This is a genomic window from Alicyclobacillus shizuokensis NBRC 103103, from assembly GCF_001552255.1.
Classification (GTDB): Bacteria; Bacillota; Bacilli; order Alicyclobacillales; family Alicyclobacillaceae; genus Alicyclobacillus_G; species Alicyclobacillus_G shizuokensis.
Genome location: NZ_BCQV01000022.1, coordinates 1 through 19,364 on the forward strand (window position 1 = coordinate 1; position 19,364 = coordinate 19,364).

A 19,364-nucleotide genomic window follows, 5' to 3' on the forward strand; every position below is an offset into this window, starting at 1 on the left:
ATAGGAACATATGTTCGTATCTGCGTGGAAATCGAGTATATCGACTGCCGGCATGGGAAACGGTCATTCCTGAGCCCGCCGTGAATGGGGAGATGGCGATGAGACATGCACCGAAGTTCGACGATATCAGCACTCGACAGGTGATGAATCGAGTGACCGCCCCAGGAATGCCTTTTCAGTGGTCTATCAATCCATACCGTGGATGCACACACGGATGCAGTTTCTGCTACGCGCGTGTGACGCATACGTACCTGGGCATGGGGGCCGACGACACGTTCCGCAGCCGGATATTCGTGAAGGCGGACGCACCGGACGTTCTCGCTGAACAGTTGGAGCGCAGACTGCGTCGATTGGGAGGAGACATGGACCGATTGGTCAGGGAGGTTGGGCTGGTTACTCTTGGTACAGCTACGGATCCATATCAACCGATTGAGGCGCGGCGCAAGTTGACCCGGCAGTGTCTGAACGTGCTGGCCGCGTACCAAGTGCCGACCTCCATCACCACTCGTTCCCCGCTCATTCTTCGTGACATCGATATCCTGAAACAGGTCCGCCTGCATGCCATTAACATCAGTGTGCACACGCTGGACAAACAGGTCTGGCGCAGGCTTGAGCCGGCCACACCGGCGCCGGAGAAGCGGTTGGCCGCCGTGCGTAAGTTGGCAGCCAACGGTCTCCCGGTCGGGGTGTTTCTGGCGCCCATCGTCCCCTATTTGACTGACTCGACATCAGAGCTGCGCGCTGTGGTCGAGGCGGCCAAGGCCGCAGATGCCCGTTTCTTGGTTCCCTCCGTTCTCCGGCTTGTTCCCGAGGTCAAACACTGGTTTCTGCAGACCCTGCGCGAGCACTATCCGCACCTGCTGGCACCGTACCGCCGGCTGTACCGCCGAGCCTATCCGCCAGCCAGTTATGTCGATCCCGTCCTGCGCCGGGCGCGCGCCCTAATGGCGGAGATGGGGCTGGAGTCGCGCATCCCGGCAGAGGTGCGTCCGTCGCCGTCCCTTGCGGTGCCGACGGAAACTGCTGAGGTTTCGACAGCCGGCGTTTTGGCGGGCACGGACGCGGGACACGGCCGCTGCAGGCAGTTGGTGCTGCCGATATGAGAGGATTCTGGTAGTTATGCAAGCGACACCCTGGGAGAGAACAATGGTTCCCTTTTTCTTGTTATGGTAACATAAAAGACAGGATTTCGTGCCGCAGCTGTGGCACTCGCTGCGGCGGGCCCAACAGCTGCCCGAAACAGGGCATTATGTGCAAACCGGCACAAGAGGGGCGATCCGTGTTGTCCATCGACAACGGTCGTTTTGAACTGGTTTCGGATTACCAACCAACAGGCGATCAGCCAGAGGCTATCGAGCAACTGGTGCGAGGCTTGAATGCCAACTTGCGTTACCAAACATTGCTCGGAGTTACCGGGTCTGGAAAGACGTTTACCATGGCGAACATCGTGGCTCGAGTCAATCGACCGACCCTGGTCATTGCTCATAACAAGACGTTGGCCGCACAGCTGGCGGCCGAGTTCAAAGAGTTTTTTCCCCATAATGCGGTCGAGTACTTCGTGAGTTATTACGATTATTACCAGCCGGAGGCGTACATCCCGTCGACCGACACGTACATTGAGAAGGATGCGAAGATCAATGACGAGATCGACAAACTGCGCCACTCGGCGACCGCCTCTTTGTTGGAGCGGCGGGACGTCATCGTCGTGGCCAGCGTGTCGGCCATTTACGGCTTGGGCGATCCGGCCGAATATCGCGGCCATGTGCTTTCCCTGCGCACCGGCATGGTGCGCAGCCGCGACGATATCCTGCGCCGGTTGGTCGATATGCAGTATGAGCGCAACGACATCAACTTCACGCGCGGGACGTTTCGGGTGCGCGGCGACACGGTGGAGATCTTTCCTGCTTCGCGCGGGGAGCAGGCGATTCGTGTAGAGCTGTTTGGCGACGAAATCGACCGCATCACCGAGATCGACGTCTTGACCGGTGAGGTGCTGGGGGTGCGGGAGCACGTCGGGATTTACCCGGCGTCGCACTTTGTGACCTCGCGTGAACGGTTGGAGCGGGCGATTGAACGCATCCGCCAGGAACTGGCCGAGCGGCTGGAGGAGTTACGCAGTCAAGGGAAGCTCCTGGAGGCGCAGCGGTTGGAGCAGCGGACGAACTATGACATTGAGATGATGCTGGAGATTGGTTACTGCTCCGGGATTGAAAACTATTCGCGCCACCTGGAGGGGCGGGCGGCGGGAGAGCCGCCGCATACCCTCCTCGACTACTTTCCTGAGGATTTCCTGACCCTGATTGACGAATCTCATGTCACCCTGCCGCAGGTGCGGGGGATGTACGGTGGCGACCGGACGCGCAAGGAGACATTGATCTCGCACGGGTTCCGGTTGCCTTCGGCGGCGGACAACCGTCCGCTGACGTTTGAGGAGTTTGAGCAGCGGCTGGGTCAGGTGATCTTTGTCTCCGCCACGCCGGGGCCGTACGAACTGGAGCACCAGCAGCAATTGGTCGAGCAGATCATTCGTCCCACCGGGCTTTTGGATCCAGAGGTTTTCGTCCGTCCCATCAAGGGCCAGATTGACGATTTGGTTGGCGAGGTCAATGCCCGCATTCGTCGCGACGAGCGGGTGCTGGTGACCACACTGACCAAGAAGATGGCGGAGGACCTGACCGACTATCTCAAGGAACTGGGGATCAAGGTCCGTTATCTGCACTCGGACATCAAGACCATAGAGCGCATGAAAATCCTGCGCGAGCTGCGGTTGGGAACGTTTGACGTGTTGGTCGGCATCAACCTCCTGCGGGAAGGATTGGACCTGCCGGAGGTGTCCTTGGTCGCCATCCTCGACGCGGATAAGGAAGGGTTCCTGCGCGCTGAGCGGTCACTCATTCAGACGATTGGGCGGGCGGCCCGCAACGCGAACGGCCAGGTCATCATGTATGCGGACCAGATCACAGAGTCCATGCGGGTGGCCATTGAGGAGACGGAGCGGCGCCGCCGCAAGCAGCAGGCGTACAATGAAGCGCATGGCATCACCCCGCAGACGATACAGAAGGCGGTGCGGGATGTGATAGAGGCTACGCGCGCGGCGGAAGAGAAGGCGGAGTACGTCAGCGTCATCGAGCAGGCGCAGAAGATGTCTCCGCGGGATCGCAAGTCGCTGATTCAGAAACTGGAGAGAGAGATGAAGCAGGCGGCCAAGGAGCTGCAGTTCGAGCGCGCGGCCGAGCTGCGGGACATGATTGTCGAGCTGTCCGAGTCGGCCTCTGCTTGACGCGATGTATGCGAGCCCGCTGGGAGCGGCTGCGGGCGCAGGTGGCGGATTGGCAGGGCAGGGTCAGTCGCGGGGCCAAGTGGTTGCAGTGAAAGAGGAGGCTGCGGATGTCACAAGACCGTATTGTCGTCAAAGGGGCGCGCGCCCACAACCTGAAAAACATCGACGTATCCATTCCGCGGGACCAGTTCATCGTGATCACGGGATTGAGCGGTTCTGGCAAGTCGTCCCTGGCGTTTGACACCATCTACGCCGAGGGGCAACGGCGTTACGTGGAGTCTCTGTCCGCCTATGCGCGGCAGTTTTTGGGCCAGATGGATAAACCGGACGTGGACTCCATCGATGGTCTGTCACCAGCTATCTCCATTGATCAAAAGACGACCAGTCGTAACCCTCGCTCCACGGTCGGAACGGTGACCGAGATCTACGACTATCTGCGGCTCCTCTTTGCGCGCATCGGACGGCCGTACTGTCCGAATTGCCACATTCCCATCACCTCGCAGACGGTGGAGCAGATGGTTGACAGGCTGCTCGCCTATCCGGAGGGCACGCGTCTGCAGGTATTGGCCCCGGTGGTCCGCGGCCGCAAAGGGGAACACCAAAAGTTGCTGGAGGACCTAAAGAAGAGTGGTTACGTGCGGGTCCGCATCGACGGGGAAACGCATGAGGTGGGCGAACCCGTCCGTTTGGAGAAAAACCGCAAGCATAACATTGAAGTGGTGGTGGACCGCATCATCATCCGCCCGGATGTGGGCGCGCGTCTGGCGGATTCCCTGGAGACTGCCCTGAGCCTGGCCGACGGCATTGTCCTGATTGACCTGATGAAGGACGGAGAGGAGCTGCTGTTTAGCCAGAACCTTGCCTGTCCTAACTGCGGTTTCAGTGTGGGTGAGTTGGCCCCGCGCATGTTCTCTTTCAACAGCCCGTTCGGCGCTTGCGAGGCCTGCTCCGGACTGGGGGTGCACATGGAAGTCGACCGCGATCTGGTCATCCCGGACGAGAGCCGGTCCATTGCGGACGGGGCGATTGCACCTTGGTCGGGTGGATTCTCGACCTACTACCCGCAGTTGTTGGCGGCGGCCTGTCGCAGTTTCGGGATTGACATGGGGATTCCCGTTTCCCAGCTTCCACCGGAGCAGCTGGACAAACTGCTGTACGGCAACGGCGAGCGGATCCGCTTCACCTACGAAAATGATTTTGGCCAGACGAAGACGGCCGAGATTCCTTTCGAGGGTGTCATTCCCAACTTGGAGCGTCGCTACCGAGATACCTCGTCCGACTCCATTCGGGAATTCATCGAGGAGTACATGGCGGCCAGCCCCTGCCCGGCATGCCGCGGCAAGCGTCTGCGTCCGGAGAGCCTGGCGGTGAAGGTGGGAGGCAAGGACATTGCCGAGGTGACTGACCTGTCTGTGCAGGAGGCTCTGACGTTTTTTGCAGGGCTCGAATTAACCGACAAAGAAACCGCCATTGCACGGTTAATCCTGCGTGAAATTTCATCGCGGCTTGGCTTTTTGCGTGACGTCGGGCTCGAATACTTGACCCTGAGCCGGTCGGCCGGCACATTGTCCGGCGGCGAGGCGCAGCGCATCCGCCTGGCCACGCAGCTGGGGTCGAGCCTGATGGGCGTCCTGTACATCCTCGACGAACCCAGCATTGGTCTGCACCAGCGGGACAATGAACGACTCATCCGGACCCTGGAACACATGCGGGACCTGGGGAACACCCTGATTGTCGTCGAGCACGACGAAGACACCATGCTGGCCGCCGATTACATCATCGACATGGGGCCGGGCGCTGGGGATTTGGGCGGCCAAGTGGTCAGCGCCGGCACGCCGCAGGAAGTGATGGCAGACGAGCGCTCGTTGACCGGACAATACCTGTCTGGCAAGCGGTTCATCCCGGTGCCCGAGAAGCGCCGCAAACCGGACGGGCGCTGGTTGAAGGTGAAAAAAGCTCGCGAGAACAATCTCAAAAAGATCAACGTGAAGATCCCGATTGGCGTGTTTACGTGCGTGACCGGGGTATCCGGGTCTGGAAAATCGACGTTTGTCAATGAGGTTGTCTATAAGACGCTGGCGCGCGATTTGAATCGTGCTCGGGTACGGCCGGGTGCCTGCGACGGCATCGACGGCCTGGAGCACCTGGACAAGGTCGTGGACATCGATCAATCGCCGATTGGGCGCACGCCGAGATCCAACCCGGCCACATACACCGGTGTGTTTGACGACATCCGTGATCTGTTTGCCACCACCAACGAGGCGAAGATGCGCGGGTACAAGAAGGGCCGGTTCAGCTTCAATGTGCGGGGTGGCCGCTGCGAGGCGTGCCGCGGGGATGGCATCATCAAGATTGAGATGCATTTTTTGCCCGACGTGTATGTCCCCTGCGAGGTGTGCAAAGGCCGGCGGTACAATCGGGAGACGCTGGAGGTCCACTACAAGGGCAAGAACATCGCTGAAGTCCTGGATATGACGGTCAGCGATGCCTTGAAGTTCTTCGAGAACATCCCGCGCATCCAGCGCAAGTTGCAGACTCTTGAGGATGTGGGCTTGGGCTACATGCGCTTGGGCCAACCGGCGACCACACTCTCCGGCGGAGAGGCCCAGCGTGTGAAACTGGCTTCGGAACTGCACCGCCGCAGCAACGGCCGGACCTTGTACATTCTGGACGAGCCCACCACTGGCTTGCACGTCGCTGACATTGAGAAGTTGTTGGCGGTGCTGCACCGCTTGGTCGATGCGGGCGATACAGTGCTGGTGATTGAGCACAACCTCGACGTCATCAAGACGGCCGACTACCTGATTGACCTCGGTCCCGAGGGCGGTGACCGGGGCGGGGAACTGGTGGCCGCGGGGACACCGGAGGCGGTGTGTCAGGTGGAACAATCCTGGACTGGGAGGTTCCTGGCCCCCATTCTCGAGCGGGATCGGGCGCGAGCTCAGCAGGCTCAGGAGGAGACCGCCAGCACCGTACTGGAGGTCGGCCGCTGATGGCTTCGGATGCGTGGTACGCTCCCTTGTTCGAGTGGGCCGAGGCCACCGGGTGTTCCCTCGTTATTGGCCATTATGATGCGCCGGAACGAAGGCGAGAGCCGGGGGATTGGTGGAAGTACGGACACGCGTGGTGCTTGCACCTGGACGACGCCGTGTACGCACGCTTGGACAGGACACCGGACGGAATGACTCGTACCACATTGTCGTGGCTGGTGCGACAGTGGGCGGAGGCAAAAGGGGACACCGGCTACCTGTGGCTAGAGGGGGAGTTACGGCGATTGTTTGTGAAGGACCCGGACGACCTCGTCTTGGCTTTGTCCAGTCCGCCTTCGCTAGCCGCGCAGTGGCCGTTTCGGGCCGATTCCGGTCGGTTGGTTTGGCTGCAACCGTTTCCGCTCAGCCACACTGACCCCCGTGACGAGAGCGACGATATGGAGCGGTCTATTCTGGATTTGGTGCGTGAACTCGACGACAGTGTCGAGGGGGGATGGCTGCGCTTGGCCGATGGGAGTTCGGGGGTGTGGTTGTTTTGGCCGGATGGGTCTAGGACCGGGAAGCCCAATGAGTGTGCTGTTACCGGCGGTGAGTCTGGACAAGGTGAGCCTTCATCGCTTGCTGCCGAGCAGGCTGACACGTTGGTGGAGTTGCGCACACGCTTGACGGAGCTCCTGCAGGCGTTGGGCGCGGAGCTGTTTATCTCCTGCGAGGCGGCGGTCGGAGCACCTGCCTCGGCCCCTGGCGCTCTACCGCACGCGCTGGCGACGACGGTTTTAACCTGGCAGCGTCGCCACCGCATGCACGGGCCAAACCGGTTGTACATCTGGCAGGAGAATCCGCTTGAGAGTCTGTTCATCCTCCAGACCGATGCGGCTGCAAGCGTGTTCTTGGCGGCGTTGCGTCAGCACCCTCCTGTGACCAGCGCGTCTGCACGCGTTTTGCCGGACGAGCTTCAGGCGACGCTGGCGGGGCTGGTGCGGGCGAATCTGAACGTGAGCGAGGCGGCGCGGCTTTTGTACCTGCACCGCAACACGCTGCTGCACCGCATTGAGCGGATCCGAGAAGAGACCGGATATGACCCCCGCTGCTTTGAAGACGCGATGATTCTCTATGTGGCCCAAGCTTTGTTGCGTCGGCCTTGAGGGCAACCTGCCCAATCGGACGTCCGGACATGGGGCATTTTGTCTATTGGGTGGCCCAGCGCGGGCTGGTATATTCACAAGCAAGGGAAGTTGTCGGATCTCTCACGTTCTCAATGAAACCGTTTGAATTGAGGAGGATACGGCATGGCAGAGGTCATCCTGAAGAACATTTACAAGCGCTACAACAACGAAGTCACTGCGGTGAAAAATTTCAACCTGGATATTCAGGATAAAGAGTTTGTCGTGTTTGTCGGTCCATCGGGTTGCGGCAAGACGACAACGCTGCGGATGATTGCGGGCCTGGAGGATATCTCGGAAGGAGATCTGTACATTGGCGGCCGGCGGGTCAACGATGTCGCTCCGAAGGACCGAGACATTGCCATGGTCTTTCAGAACTACGCTCTGTATCCGCACATGAGCGTGTATCAGAACATGGCATTCGGCTTGAAACTGCGGAAGGTCCCGAAGGCAGAGATTGACCAACGGGTGCGCGAGGCGGCGCGTATTCTCGATATCGAACATCTGTTAGACCGCAAACCGAAGGCACTGTCCGGCGGTCAGCGGCAGCGCGTTGCACTGGGCCGCGCCATCGTCCGGGAACCCCAGGTGTTTCTGATGGACGAACCGCTGTCCAACCTCGACGCGAAGCTGCGTGTGCAGATGCGCGCGGAGATCCGCAAGCTGCACCAGCGCATTCAGACGACGGTGGTGTACGTGACGCACGACCAGACGGAAGCCATGACCATGGGCGACCGCATCGTCGTTATGCGCGATGGCGTCATCCAGCAGGTGGATACACCGCAAAACGTGTACAACTACCCCAGCAACCTGTTTGTGGCTGGCTTCATCGGATCGCCCGCGATGAACTTCCTCCGCGGAGACCTGGTCGAGGAGGGCGGCAAGGTGTACTTCCGGGCTCCAGAATTGAACCTGCTGATTCCCGAGGGCCGTTATCCGGCATTGCGCGACGCGGGTATCATCGGCAAAGAGGTGGTGCTCGGCATCCGTCCGGAAGACCTGCACAACGAAGAGGTGTTCCTCTCCGCCTATCCGGAAACCTCGTTCACAGCGCGCATCGACGTGGTAGAGAACATGGGGTCCGAGCTGTATCTGCACACCAGCAAGGGCGGACAGACGATTGTGGCCCGCATCAGTGCGCGCAGCCATCCGCAACCGGGCGGGGAGATTCAGTTGGTCCTTGATGGTAACAAGATTCATATCTTTGACGCGGAGACGGAGCAGGCGATTCCGTTGGTCGGACAGCTGCAGACCGCGTGAGTGCCTGTTCGTCTGAATCAAGCTATCCATTGTCTGGGTTTGGGCGTTGCCCTCGTTTCACGGTGCGTGTCACAATAGAGGTAAGGATGTGGCGTGTCCGGCCGGCCCGAAACATCAGGGCCGGCGTTCTGTTCTGTGTGGAGCGGCCGGCGCTAGATTCGCGCTGGTCGTCGCTGGCGCCACCCGATTGGCGAAAGAGGTGACAGGCGGTGAGCAAGGAGCGAGGGGTCAGCGTGGCGGAGCTGGTGGATGGGCTGCGGCTCAGGGTGTTCACCGAAGACGCGGACTTTGACCGCATGGTGTCGACGATAGACATCAATCGTCCAGGCCTGGCGCTGGCTGGGTACTTGAAGTATCATCCTGCGGATCGAATTCAGCTCTTGGGACGGACCGAATTGTCTTTTTTGGCGGGCATGGACAGTCGCGAGCAGGCGCTGCGCCTGTTTGCGTTTTGCTCGTATGATCAAACGCCGTGTGTGGTCGTCTCTCGGGGACAAACTCCTCCCGAGGCTCTGCTGCGCGAAGCGGAGAGCAGGGGGCTGCCGGTGTTGGGCACCGATATGGTAACGACCCGGGCCGCGGCCGTCATTTCGAGTTTCCTCGAGGCGCGGCTGGCGCCCGAGACATTGGTGCACGGCGTACTGGTGGACGTCTACGGCATCGGCATTTTGATCACCGGATCGAGCGGGATCGGCAAGAGCGAGACCGCCCTCGAATTGGTCAAACGCGGACACCGGTTAGTGGCGGACGACGCGGTGGTCATCCGGCAGATTTCCGACAACACCTTGGTAGGCAGCGCTCCCGAGCTGCTGCAGCACCTGCTCGAAATTCGCGGGCTGGGCGTGCTCAACGCGATGACCCTGTTTGGAGCGGGCGCGGTGCGTACGCACAAAAAGTTAGCTATGGTGGTGCATCTGGAGGCGTGGCGGGAGGATGTGGCTTACGACAGGCTTGGCATCGACGAACAAAAGGTGCGCATCCTCGACACGGAACTTCCATCCCTCACCATCCCGGTCCGGCCCGGCCGGAACTTGGCGGTCATCATTGAGGTGGCGGCGATGAACTACCGTCTCAAGGTGCTGGGCTATCATGCGGCGCGTGAATTCACGGATCAGCTGACGCAGGCCATCTTGGCGGAACACCGTCCATAATCTGGACATTGGCCGGTGCAGTAGGATTTTGTCCCTTCCCGTCGAATTAGGATATTTGGCGGGGAGGGGCTTATTCTGTTGAGAGGGAGACGACAATGCGGGGTGGACGCGGGCGGAGCTCGCAGCACCTGCACAGACCAGGATGTTTTGGCGACGCGGGGAGATGGGTGTTTTCACCGATGGCAGCGCTTTTTTCAGCGAGCGACGGAGTTTTGCAGTGGAGCGGGGGGGACGGACGGGGAGGGTACGCGGCGCTCGAATCGGGCGCGCCTGTTTGCAGCGGCAGGGTTTACGGTGATGTTGCTGGCTGGGGTAGGGTGCTTGGTTCACCGCAAACTGGTTGAGACTTCCGAGTGGGTGAAGGTTTACTCGGATGGCGCTTACGTTGGCATGGTGCCCAATGACGAATCGGTACTTGCCTCCATCAGGCGATTGGCGCTTGGGTATGATGTGAACGTAAGTCTGCAGCCTGTCCACACCTTGGTCCCGAAATCCTACGACTGGTCGGCGGTTTGTGAGCTGCCCACGCCGGCGACGGCGATTGTGGCCGGCGGACGACCGATTGTCTACACCCGGGATGTCGCTGCGGCACAGCGGGTCCTTGAGGAGGTCCGGCATGCTCTATGGCCCGAGGCGGAGGGGCACGCGACTGGTCACTTTCGCCAGGATATATCGCTGCGACCGGTGACGGTAGGCGTCACGCAGGTGGTGTCGGCGGACGCGGCGGTGCAGGAGATTTTGTATTCACAGTCCAACTCCCCAGTGCAGAGGCTGGAGAATCGATCTGGCGGCCTGTCGTCGGTTCAGACGCTGGAAACTGGTGCTGCGTCGGCAGAGTCGGGGGAAGGCGGGGCGCGCCAGCGGGCCGCATCCGGGAGCCGCAAAGAAGTGCCAGCGCCGACGGGGAACGGGGACGCGGACCGTACCCAGCAGTCCCTGTTGCAGTTGGACGTGAGTCATCCAGCAGCGTGCGCTGCGTGTACCGTACGCTGTTCGTTATCAAGATGACGCGCGCCTCCCGGCGGGTGACTCGAAGGTCATCCAACGCGGGAAGGCAGGGCGTGTGGTGGAGACGCTGCGGTTACGCTACGTCAACGGGAAACTTGAGCATACTCAGGTGATGGCGCGCCGGACGACAACCCAATCCCGGCCGGAGATCCGGTTGCGCGGAACGAATGAGGCTGAAGCAAGCAGCACCTGGCAGTGGCCGATTTCCTCACATGTCGTGACTTCCGGGTTTGGCGATCGTGTTCTGGGCGGGCAGCACGAGTTCCATCCGGGTATCGACCTTGCTTGTTCGGTCGGGACGCCGGTGTATGCGGCCAACAACGGTCGCGTCGCGGAGGCGGGTCCCAACAACGGCGGCTACGGGATCTGGGTCGTGCTGGATCATGGGGGCGGTCTCCAGTCTGTCTATGGCCATCTCTCCCGCGTGGTAGTACATGTTGGACAGATGGTACATAAGGGGCAATTGATTGCCTATTCAGGCGCCACCGGCCGCGTCACCGGACCGCATCTTCACTATGAGGTGCGAGTGGACGGCCGGCCGGTGAATCCGCGGCCGTATATGTAGAGTCAGATGGCCAATGCGCGCCGGGTTTTCACCCATCGGCCTATGTACACGACCTTGTACTCGAGCACGATGATGGTCGTGGCGAAGAATCCGACCGGCCAACCGGAATCGTAGGCCAACAACAGGGCCAGCCAAATCGCCGCCAGGCCGAGCGCGCCGGCGAGGAGCAGCGTATGCACGCCGCGGCGGGTGACCAAGCTGGCGGTGGCGACGGGACCGATGAGCAGGCTGAAACCGAGCAGTGCGCCCACCACCGGTACGGTCATGACACAGACAAGGCCGACGAGGATGGCGAACAGGTTGTCCAGCAGCCGTTCCCGCACCCCGCGAGCCAGGGCTTGGTCTCGCGCCACCGTGACAAACAGCAGCGGGCGGTAGAGAATCATCCAGAGCCCGGTTGTGACCAGACCGACCGCCAGGGTTTGGCCGACCTGGGGGCCGCTGATGCCGACAATCTGTCCGAACAGCAGCGCATAGGCCGTTTCGCCATAAGCCTGGCCCAAGGTCAGAAACAACTCGCCTGCACCCAGCGCGAGTACCAAAGTCAGCGCGGTGACGACATCCCGCCTTCCCCGCCGGGAGAGCGTGGACATGACGAGACCCCCGAGCAGATTGAAGGTGAGCAGCCCCACCAGCGGCGGTACCTGCAGCACAGTGGCGCCGGCAACACCGGCGAAGCCAATCTTCGGCAGACTGTGGGCCATGAAGGCGACTCCTCGCAAGACCACGAAGTACCCAACCAGCGTTGCCGTCAGGGCCACGATGGTCCCGCAGACGTAGGCGTGCCACATGTACAGCGTTGTCAGCAGCCCGGACGGCAACAGCCACAGGTGCAAGGTATCCAGCACACCCATCATGTGCATCTTTTCCCTCCCAGTCTTCGGATGTGAGCGCGCCACCTGGCGGCCATGCCGGCGCCGAGGTACTCCATGAACAGGATGTCGGCGATGAGAAAACTGCAGGGGTAGCCGCGGCCCGCCGGCGGCCAGTTGTAACTGGCGTAGGCGAGACCGACGCCGAGCCACGCCGCCATGACGGCCAGCAGCGCAGAGATGCCAATGGCCGCGCCTATGCGATGGGCGATCCGCACGCCCGCCGCCGCAGGTCCCATGAGGAAGGCGGTGCTGAGCAGGGCGCCCATGGCCAGTGCACTGTCTTCGGCTGCCACTACGAATGCCAGCATGAACAACAGCCCGACCCAGCGAACGGGGATGCCGCGCGCCTGCGCCCACTCGGCGTCAATGGAGCAGATCAGCAATGGCCGATAGATGGCGGCGACCACGAGCAGAGTTGCCGCCGACGTGCCGATGAGCCAAGGGGTCGTGTTCGGATCCGCAGTGAACACGGAGCCGAACAGGACCGACATGGTAACGTCCGCGGTGTTGCTGACCCGCGTATCGAGAAACAGAAACAGCGCTCCCAATCCCATGAAAAAGCTGAGTACCAATCCGGTCGCGGTGTCGCGGCCGCGGGTGCGTTTGCCCAACGCTTCCATACCGGCGCCGGCCAGCAGGCCGAAGGACAGGAAGCCGTACCAGGAATTGATGGAGAAAAGGAAGCTGGCGGAGGCACCGGTGGCACCCACATCGGTCAGAATGTGGCCGGCGAAAGACTGGCCACGCAGCACAATGAACACGCCGACAACAGCGGATACAACGCCGGCCGAAGTGGTGATGAAGAGTGCATGCCATACCTGTGGGCTGTGCCAGAACGGCGAATGCACGAAGGCGTCCAGGTACATCACGGCGTCGTCGCCTCCCATTCCCCAAGACCTGCGTGATCTGCTGCCTCCGGCGGGACCAGGTGCATGTCTGGACCGCCGACGACGACAATCCGACCGCGCGTCCGCATCACTTCGACCGGGTATCCGTAGAGGCGGCTGAGCGATTCCGACGTCATGACTTCGTCGGTTCTGCCTGCCATTGACCTGCCTCGTGCCAGATAGACCACCTTGTCCAACGCGGACAAGAGTGGATTGAGGTCGTGCGCGACGAGCAGGATGGCCATCCCGCGGGAGCGGGCGAGTTCATGGAGGAGACGAACGACCTCATGAGCGTTGCGAATGTCCAGATTGGACAGCGGTTCATCGACCAAGAGCAGTCGTGGTTCCCCAACCAACGCCTGGGCAATCTGCAGGCGTTGCAGTTCGCCGCCGGACAGTCGCCCCACCGGCGCGTCGGCATAGGTCAACGCTTGGACAGACCCGAGCGCCCGTTCCACACGTTCCCGCCGTGACCGGCGCGGCAGGGGCACACCCCAGCGCACGCCGTCCAGACCGAGGGCGACGAAATCTCGGCCCCGCAGGGGGGTGTCTGGGTCAAGATGGACCTTTTGCGGCACGTATCCGATGGCCGGGTTGCCCCGGCGGATGGGCCGGTTATCCACTAGCACCTGTCCCAGGTCGGGGGTGACCAGTCCCAGGATGGTCTTGAGCAAAGTCGTCTTGCCGGCCCCGTTGGGGCCGATGAGACCGACAAATTCTCCGGCTTCAATTTGGAATTGGACGCCTGCTAGCACCAACCTCTCTGCCAGGTGAACGTGGACGTCCCGTACGTCAAGCATCGGTGCTCCTTCTTGCATCAGTCAATCCTCTCCGTCGATTGCCCCTTCTGCAGGGCTCGCTTTAATGCCGTGACCTCGGCCTCCATCCAGGATTGATAATCGTGGTGCGCTGGCATTGTCTCATAGACCCCGGCGACGGGAATGTGGTTCTGCTTGGCCAAGCCAAGCAGGGCTTTGGTCGCCGGGTCTACCACCTGCTGGTTGTAGACCAGGACTTTGACACGCCTCTGTTTCAACAGGTTATCCTCCTGCTGAACCAGCTGCGGAGCCGGGTCTGTGTCGTTCATAACCGCCGCCTCATACGCCCATGGCGTCTTGATATCCAAGCCCGCTGCCTGCAGGAGATAATCGGCAACCGGCTCCGTAACCGCTACGCCGGCGTGCGGGTATTCTCGCTTGAGGTTTGTCACTTCTTGGTGCCATGTCCGCAGCGAGTCTTGAAATTTCTTGAGGTTGGCTTCGAAGTAGGCTTTTTGCTTCGGATCTTGAGCCGACAGGGCGTCGGCCACCAATTGCGCGATTTTGGTCATGGTCTCAGGTTTGTACCAAAGGTGCGGATTACGCGTGTTTTTGCTGAGGCCGAGAGCCTGGCTCACGTCAATCACTTTGCGGTTGGGATTCGGCGCTCCCGCTTCCAGCTTGTTCATGAAACTGTCGTAACCGAGTCCGTTTTGTACCACAAGCGTGGCCTGGCCCACGGCTGCGGCGTCACGGGTTCCCGCTTCGTATGTATGCGGGTCTGTGTTCGGGTTGCTCATGATGGCCTGGACAGACACGTACTTCCCGCCAATCTGTTTCATGACGTCCGCGTACTCGTTTTCCGCTCCAATGGCGTGGATGACTTTCGGTGCGGCTTTCGAATCGGCCTTGTCGATCGTAGATCGCCCGGAAACCGAGGATGATCCGCAGGCGGTGACGGTGACCGTTGTCGCGGCGATGCATGCTGCCGCCACCAATCGACGCCTGGGCATGAGTTCACAACCCCTTGTCTTATAGAAAATGATTTTCTATTAATTTGGCTGGACGGAAGTATAGCAGAGGTCCTTGGGCTTTGTAAATAGGAATCATTCTTATTTTAGCTCTCGAGCCGAACGTTGCCGGGCTGCGACCGGCCGGTTCGCTACCGGACATGAAGCAGCTGGCGCGTGGTGGTACACTGACCCTACAAGACGCAGGGCAGGTAAAAGGGGAATGAGCGTTGATAGGCCGAGAGCAAGTCGCAAGGCAGCTCAAGGAAGCAGGCTACAAGTTCACAGGCCCACGCCGACTCGTCATAGACGTGTTCTTTCGCCATCCCGAAGGAGGGTTGGCGGCCAAGGATGTTCTGGCAGAGGTGCAGAGGGAATGCTCGCATGTCAGCCCGGACACCGTTTATCGCACGATAGCGTTGCTGGAACAGCTGGGTGTCGTGGAGCCGTTGGATTTTTCCGATGAGGCGCGGAAGTATAGGCTGGCCTGCGGGATGGAACATCACCATCATCTGGTGTGCCTGCGTTGCGGGGCGGTCATGCCGCTTCCGTACTGTCCGCTGGCCGAGGTGGAGCGCGGGGTGCAGGATTTTTCCATCGTGGATCATCGATTTGAACTCTACGGCTACTGCAAGGCGTGCCAGCAAGCACGGTAGGGCTACACAATGGCCGCAGGATGGCCACAAATCGCGCCTGCTTGCCGGCGGTCGAATCTGCGGCCATCCCTGACGAGCCCTGCGTCACATCGCTTCCGGTGCCTTGAGGCCCAAGAGGTAGAGACTGAACGTCAGGACCCGGCGGACGGCATGGGTCAGGACCAAGCGCTGTTCACGCAGCACAGGCTCTGCCCCGAGAATCGGGGCGTCGTGGTAGAAACGGTTGAAGGCGTGGCTGACATCCAGCGCGTAGCGCGCAATCTGGGACGGATCCATATCGTCCAGCGCGCGCTCGAACACCTCGTTGGCCTGGGCGAACAAGCGCACTAACGTCCATTCGCTCTCTATGACCTGCGTGAAGGAAGCTCGCTCTGGCACCCGCACACTTTCCGCCTCGGCCTTGCGCAGGACGCTGCACGCCCGCGCATGCGTGTACTGCACATAGGGGCCGGTTTCGCCGTCAAAGTTGAGTACATCCTCGAAGCGGAAGTCTACTTCGTGCAGGCGGTAGTTCTTGAGGTCGTTGAAAATCACCGCGCCGATGCCGACATCCCTCGCCACCTGCTCCTTGTTCGGCAATGACGGATTTTTCTCTTCGATAATGCGTGCGGCTTCGCTGACGGCCTGTGCCAGCACGTCTTCCAGATACACTACCTGACCGCGACGCGTCGACAGACGCTTGCCGTTGTACTTCATCAGACCGAACGCCACGTGACGGCAGTTGGCCGCCCACTCGCGGCCCATCCGGCGCAGCACCTCGAACAGCTGCGCGAAGTGGAGCTTTTGTTCCGCCCCGACCACGTAAATCAGGTGATTGGCGCCGAGCACGTCGTGACGGTAGAGGGCGGCTGCCAGGTCGCGGGTCGCGTAGATGCTGGTCCCGTTCGATTTCACGATGATGCACGGGGGCATGTCCACGTCCGACAGGTCCACAACTTCGGCGCCTTGGCTCTCGATGAGCAGGTTCTTGGCCCGGAGCTCGTCGATGACCGCCTGCATCTTGTCGTTGTAAAAACTCTCGCCCAGATAATGGTCAAATTCGACGCCCAACAGGTCGTAGGTCTTGCGAAACTCTTTCAGGCTTTCGTCGATAAACCAGCGCCACAGCCGGACCGCCTCGGCATCGCCAGATTCCAGGCGCTTGAACCACATCCGTCCCTCTTCTTCAAGTTCCGGGTTGTTCTCCACCTCTTGGTGAAACCGGACATACAAGCGCAAAAGCTCCCGCACCGGGTTTTGGCGCACCGTCTCTTCGTCGCCCCAACGCAGGTAGGCGGCGATGTTCTTGCCAAACTGGGTGCCCCAATCGCCCAGGTGGTTGATGCCGATGACGGTGAAGCCGTCACACCTCATCATGCGCGCCAGCGCTTGCCCAATCATGGTGGACCGCAGGTGCCCGACGCCAAATGGCTTGGCGATGTTGGGAGACGAGTAGTCAATGGCCGCCGTGTCGCCCTGATGCCGGCGCTTGGAGAACAGGGACGCTGGGTCGCTCGCCGCCAGGTTGACAAACTCATTCGCTACCTCCGCCCGGTTCAGGCGGATGTTGACGTATGCTCCCGCGACCTCGGCCGTGGCAAAGCGGCCGCTGGCGGTCAGCGCTTCCGCCACCTGGGCGGCAATCAGCTGTGGGCTTGTGCGCAGCTGCTTGGCAAAACGAAAGCAAGGCAGCGCCAGATCACCCATCTCCGGCTGTGGCGGGTACTCGACCAGCGCCGCCACTTCATCGGCCGTCGCGTTGAGCACCGGCGCCGCCACTTCGGCGACAGCGTATTTCTGCGATTTCATCGATGAATCTCCTCCACATTCCGAGAGGCGGGAGGGCGGTCAAAGCCGCGGCCCGCCGCATGTCATAATTCTAGAATTATACCATGGTCCAGGCCGGCCTCCCACCAGCCTTCACCCGTTTCCGGCTGTATGGTATACTGCAGTCACATTCCAGTGGTTCACATAACTTTGGCGCAGGCTGGACAAAGGATGGACCGCGGGCAATCGCACGGGAGGTGGTCAGGTGAAACGAACGGCCACATCGGACAACCAGGTTCAGGCGGATCGTCAAGGCAATGTGATTTCCCTGCGCCAGGATGCGGACTTCTTTATGGAGCGGGGACTCACCTACCTCGAGCGAAACAACCTGGAAAAAGCCCTGCGGGCGTTCCGCAAGACCGTAGAGTACGATCCGGACAATCCGGTGAACCATTGCAATTTGGCGGGAGTTTTGGCTGAACTGGGGAACTTCGAGGAATCCAACCGGGTACTCCTCCACATTCTCCGCGAGCTAGACCCGTCCATGGCCGAGTGTCAGTTTTATCTGGCCAACAATTACGCCAACATGGGCGATTACGAAGCAGCGGAGGAGCATGTGCTGCGCTATCTCGATGCCGATCCGGACGGGGAATTCGCCCTTGAGGCGCGGGAGATGCTGACCATTCTGGTGGAGGAGTTCGGCGGCGGTAAGGTATACGAAAAGTGGAAGGCGCGGGCCATTGAGAAAGAACGGGCAGCAGCCCGTCGCGACGGCCGGCAGCTGCTGGAGGAGGGGCAGTTTGAGGCAGCCGTTGAGTGCCTAGAACGGTTGGTGGCGAACGACCCGAACAACCTGGCGGCACGCAACAACCTCTCACTGGCGTACTACTACGCGGGTCACTATGAGCGGGCCATCGCGACAGCCGAGGCGGTTCTCGACGCGGAGCCTGACAACATCCACGCGCTTTGCAACCTCGCCATCTTCAGCGCCCGCTGTGGGCCGATTCTCCGTTTGTATGAGTGCATTGAACGGTTGAAAAAGGTCTTTCCGCTGCACTATGACCAGGCAATGAAAGTCGCGACCACGCTCGGCATCGTCGGCGAGCATGAGACAGCCTACCGGATTTTCCGCGGGCTGGCGCGGCTGGTGGATGATGTGGAGCCGGTTCTGCTGCACTCGCTGGCCGCTGCCGCCGCGAATTCGGGACGGCTGCGCACAGCGCGCCGGTACTGGCAAACGCTTTGCCAGGCGCCCGGGATGCATGAGGTCGCCCGCTATTATCTGGACAAGGTCGAGGCGGCGATTGCCCATCGTCAGCCGCTGTTGCGCGTCAGCTATCAGTATGACTATCCCCTGCAGCAACAGCTGCGGATGATGAAGGAGCGCCTGCGGCGGGCTAATCCGTCCGAGTGGCGAGACGATGCGCTTCTGCGCGCGTCCCTGTACTGGGGGTTGCGGCATGGCACGTCGGTGACGCGGCGGGCGGTGATTCGCACCCTCGCCTTGATTGCCGATGAGGATGCGCAGCAGGCATTGCGCCTGTTTGTCAAGCGCGCGGACGTCGATTGGGACCTCAAAGCGGCCGCCCTGTGCGCGCTCAAGACGTGTGATGCCCGCGCCACTGTGGAGTGGTACCAGGATGGTGAGATGCACACGGCGAAATTGACGGAGTTGACCTGGGATCTGCTACTGGAGGCCGAGCCCTTGTGGCAGCGGGTTTGGCAGATCACGGAGCAAGGACTGCGTGAACATGTGGGCGAGGCGTCGCTGGCTCGTGCCAAAAGTGTCTGGTTGACCTTCCTTCGTCGGCTGTTTTTGCGGGATGACGTGCGCATGGTCAAACCTGAGATCTGGGCGGCCGGATTGTACTATTGTCAGCTGAAGGTGGACGGGCTCAAGGTGCGGCAAAAGGATGCGGCCGCTCGCTACGGGGTGTCTGTATCGTCGGTACGCAAGGTGGCCATGCGCCTGCAGCCTTTGTTTGAATGAGGACAGTTTGCAAGGCGAACGCAAC

Annotated in this window: 15 protein-coding genes; 10 read left to right on the top strand and 5 right to left on the bottom strand. The window is 60.9% G+C overall.

Going from position 1 to position 19,364, the window contains the following annotated elements; genetic code table 11:
* The first annotated feature begins 98 nt into the window (after positions 1 to 98).
* The 8 genes from ASH01S_RS09640 (at position 99) to ASH01S_RS19010 (ending at position 11,417) form a co-directional block, all read left to right on the top strand.
* Positions 99 to 1,103 (top strand): SPL family radical SAM protein, encoded by a 1,005-nt coding sequence (locus ASH01S_RS09640; protein ID WP_169794216.1) that lies wholly within the window; start codon positions 99 to 101, stop codon positions 1,101 to 1,103.
* Positions 1,104 to 1,288: 185 nt separating this feature from the next.
* A complete protein-coding gene (gene uvrB, locus ASH01S_RS09645; RefSeq protein ID WP_373278561.1) occupies positions 1,289 to 3,280 on the top strand; it encodes an excinuclease ABC subunit UvrB in 1,992 nt (663 codons plus the stop codon).
* 107 nt (positions 3,281 to 3,387) lie between these two features.
* Positions 3,388 to 6,273 (top strand): excinuclease ABC subunit UvrA, encoded by a 2,886-nt coding sequence (gene uvrA, locus ASH01S_RS09650; RefSeq protein ID WP_067927107.1) that lies wholly within the window; start codon positions 3,388 to 3,390, stop codon positions 6,271 to 6,273.
* Positions 6,273 to 7,415 carry a PucR family transcriptional regulator gene (locus tag ASH01S_RS09655; RefSeq protein WP_067927108.1) on the top strand — a complete coding sequence of 381 codons (1,143 nt, stop codon included), beginning with the start codon at positions 6,273 to 6,275 and terminating at the stop codon, positions 7,413 to 7,415. The genes uvrA and ASH01S_RS09655 overlap by 1 nt, the downstream gene beginning before the upstream one ends.
* A gap of 144 nt (positions 7,416 to 7,559) precedes the next feature.
* Positions 7,560 to 8,693, top strand: coding sequence for an ABC transporter ATP-binding protein (locus tag ASH01S_RS09660; RefSeq protein WP_067927111.1), 1,134 nt, complete (start codon positions 7,560 to 7,562; stop codon positions 8,691 to 8,693).
* A 209-nt stretch (positions 8,694 to 8,902) separates the two neighbouring features.
* Positions 8,903 to 9,844, top strand: a complete 942-nt coding sequence (gene hprK / locus ASH01S_RS09665) for an HPr(Ser) kinase/phosphatase (protein WP_067927112.1) — start codon at positions 8,903 to 8,905, stop codon at positions 9,842 to 9,844.
* Between the two features lie 78 nt (positions 9,845 to 9,922).
* Positions 9,923 to 10,852, top strand: a complete 930-nt coding sequence (locus ASH01S_RS09670) for a hypothetical protein (protein ID WP_157067079.1) — start codon at positions 9,923 to 9,925, stop codon at positions 10,850 to 10,852.
* The gene (locus ASH01S_RS19010; protein ID WP_373278562.1) at positions 10,818 to 11,417 is read left to right on the top strand and encodes a M23 family metallopeptidase; all 600 of its coding nucleotides are present in this window, start codon (positions 10,818 to 10,820) and stop codon (positions 11,415 to 11,417) included. Before ASH01S_RS09670 ends, ASH01S_RS19010 begins: the two co-directional genes overlap by 35 nt.
* 2 nt (positions 11,418 to 11,419) lie before the next feature.
* On the opposite strand, the gene ASH01S_RS09680 is transcribed toward ASH01S_RS19010, so the two are convergent.
* From ASH01S_RS09680 to ASH01S_RS09695, 4 genes are read right to left on the bottom strand one after another with little or no spacing between them, the layout of a single operon-like run.
* Positions 11,420 to 12,280, bottom strand: a complete 861-nt coding sequence (locus ASH01S_RS09680; RefSeq protein ID WP_067927119.1) for a metal ABC transporter permease — start codon at positions 12,278 to 12,280, stop codon at positions 11,420 to 11,422.
* Positions 12,271 to 13,158: a metal ABC transporter permease gene (locus ASH01S_RS09685; RefSeq protein WP_245629021.1), complete on the bottom strand. Its 888-nt coding sequence runs from the start codon at positions 13,156 to 13,158 to the stop codon at positions 12,271 to 12,273. The genes ASH01S_RS09680 and ASH01S_RS09685 overlap by 10 nt, the downstream gene beginning before the upstream one ends.
* On the bottom strand, positions 13,158 to 13,979 hold the full coding sequence (locus ASH01S_RS09690; protein WP_217996311.1) for a metal ABC transporter ATP-binding protein: 822 nt from the start codon (positions 13,977 to 13,979) through the stop codon (positions 13,158 to 13,160). The genes ASH01S_RS09685 and ASH01S_RS09690 overlap by 1 nt, the downstream gene beginning before the upstream one ends.
* 17 nt (positions 13,980 to 13,996) lie before the next feature.
* Positions 13,997 to 14,950: a metal ABC transporter solute-binding protein, Zn/Mn family gene (locus tag ASH01S_RS09695; protein WP_067927127.1), complete on the bottom strand. Its 954-nt coding sequence runs from the start codon at positions 14,948 to 14,950 to the stop codon at positions 13,997 to 13,999.
* A gap of 227 nt (positions 14,951 to 15,177) precedes the next feature.
* On the opposite strand from ASH01S_RS09695, the gene ASH01S_RS09700 reads away from it, so the two are divergent.
* Positions 15,178 to 15,603 carry a Fur family transcriptional regulator gene (locus tag ASH01S_RS09700; protein ID WP_067927130.1) on the top strand — a complete coding sequence of 142 codons (426 nt, stop codon included), beginning with the start codon at positions 15,178 to 15,180 and terminating at the stop codon, positions 15,601 to 15,603.
* Positions 15,604 to 15,687: 84 nt separating this feature from the next.
* On the opposite strand, the gene argS is transcribed toward ASH01S_RS09700, so the two are convergent.
* Positions 15,688 to 17,391: an arginine--tRNA ligase gene (gene argS / locus ASH01S_RS09705; protein WP_067927136.1), complete on the bottom strand. Its 1,704-nt coding sequence runs from the start codon at positions 17,389 to 17,391 to the stop codon at positions 15,688 to 15,690.
* 223 nt (positions 17,392 to 17,614) lie between these two features.
* Between argS and ASH01S_RS09710 the strand changes: the two genes are divergently transcribed.
* Complete coding sequence (locus ASH01S_RS09710; RefSeq protein WP_067927140.1) at positions 17,615 to 19,339, top strand: tetratricopeptide repeat protein; 1,725 nt, start codon at positions 17,615 to 17,617, stop codon at positions 19,337 to 19,339.
* Positions 19,340 to 19,364 lie beyond the last annotated feature (25 nt).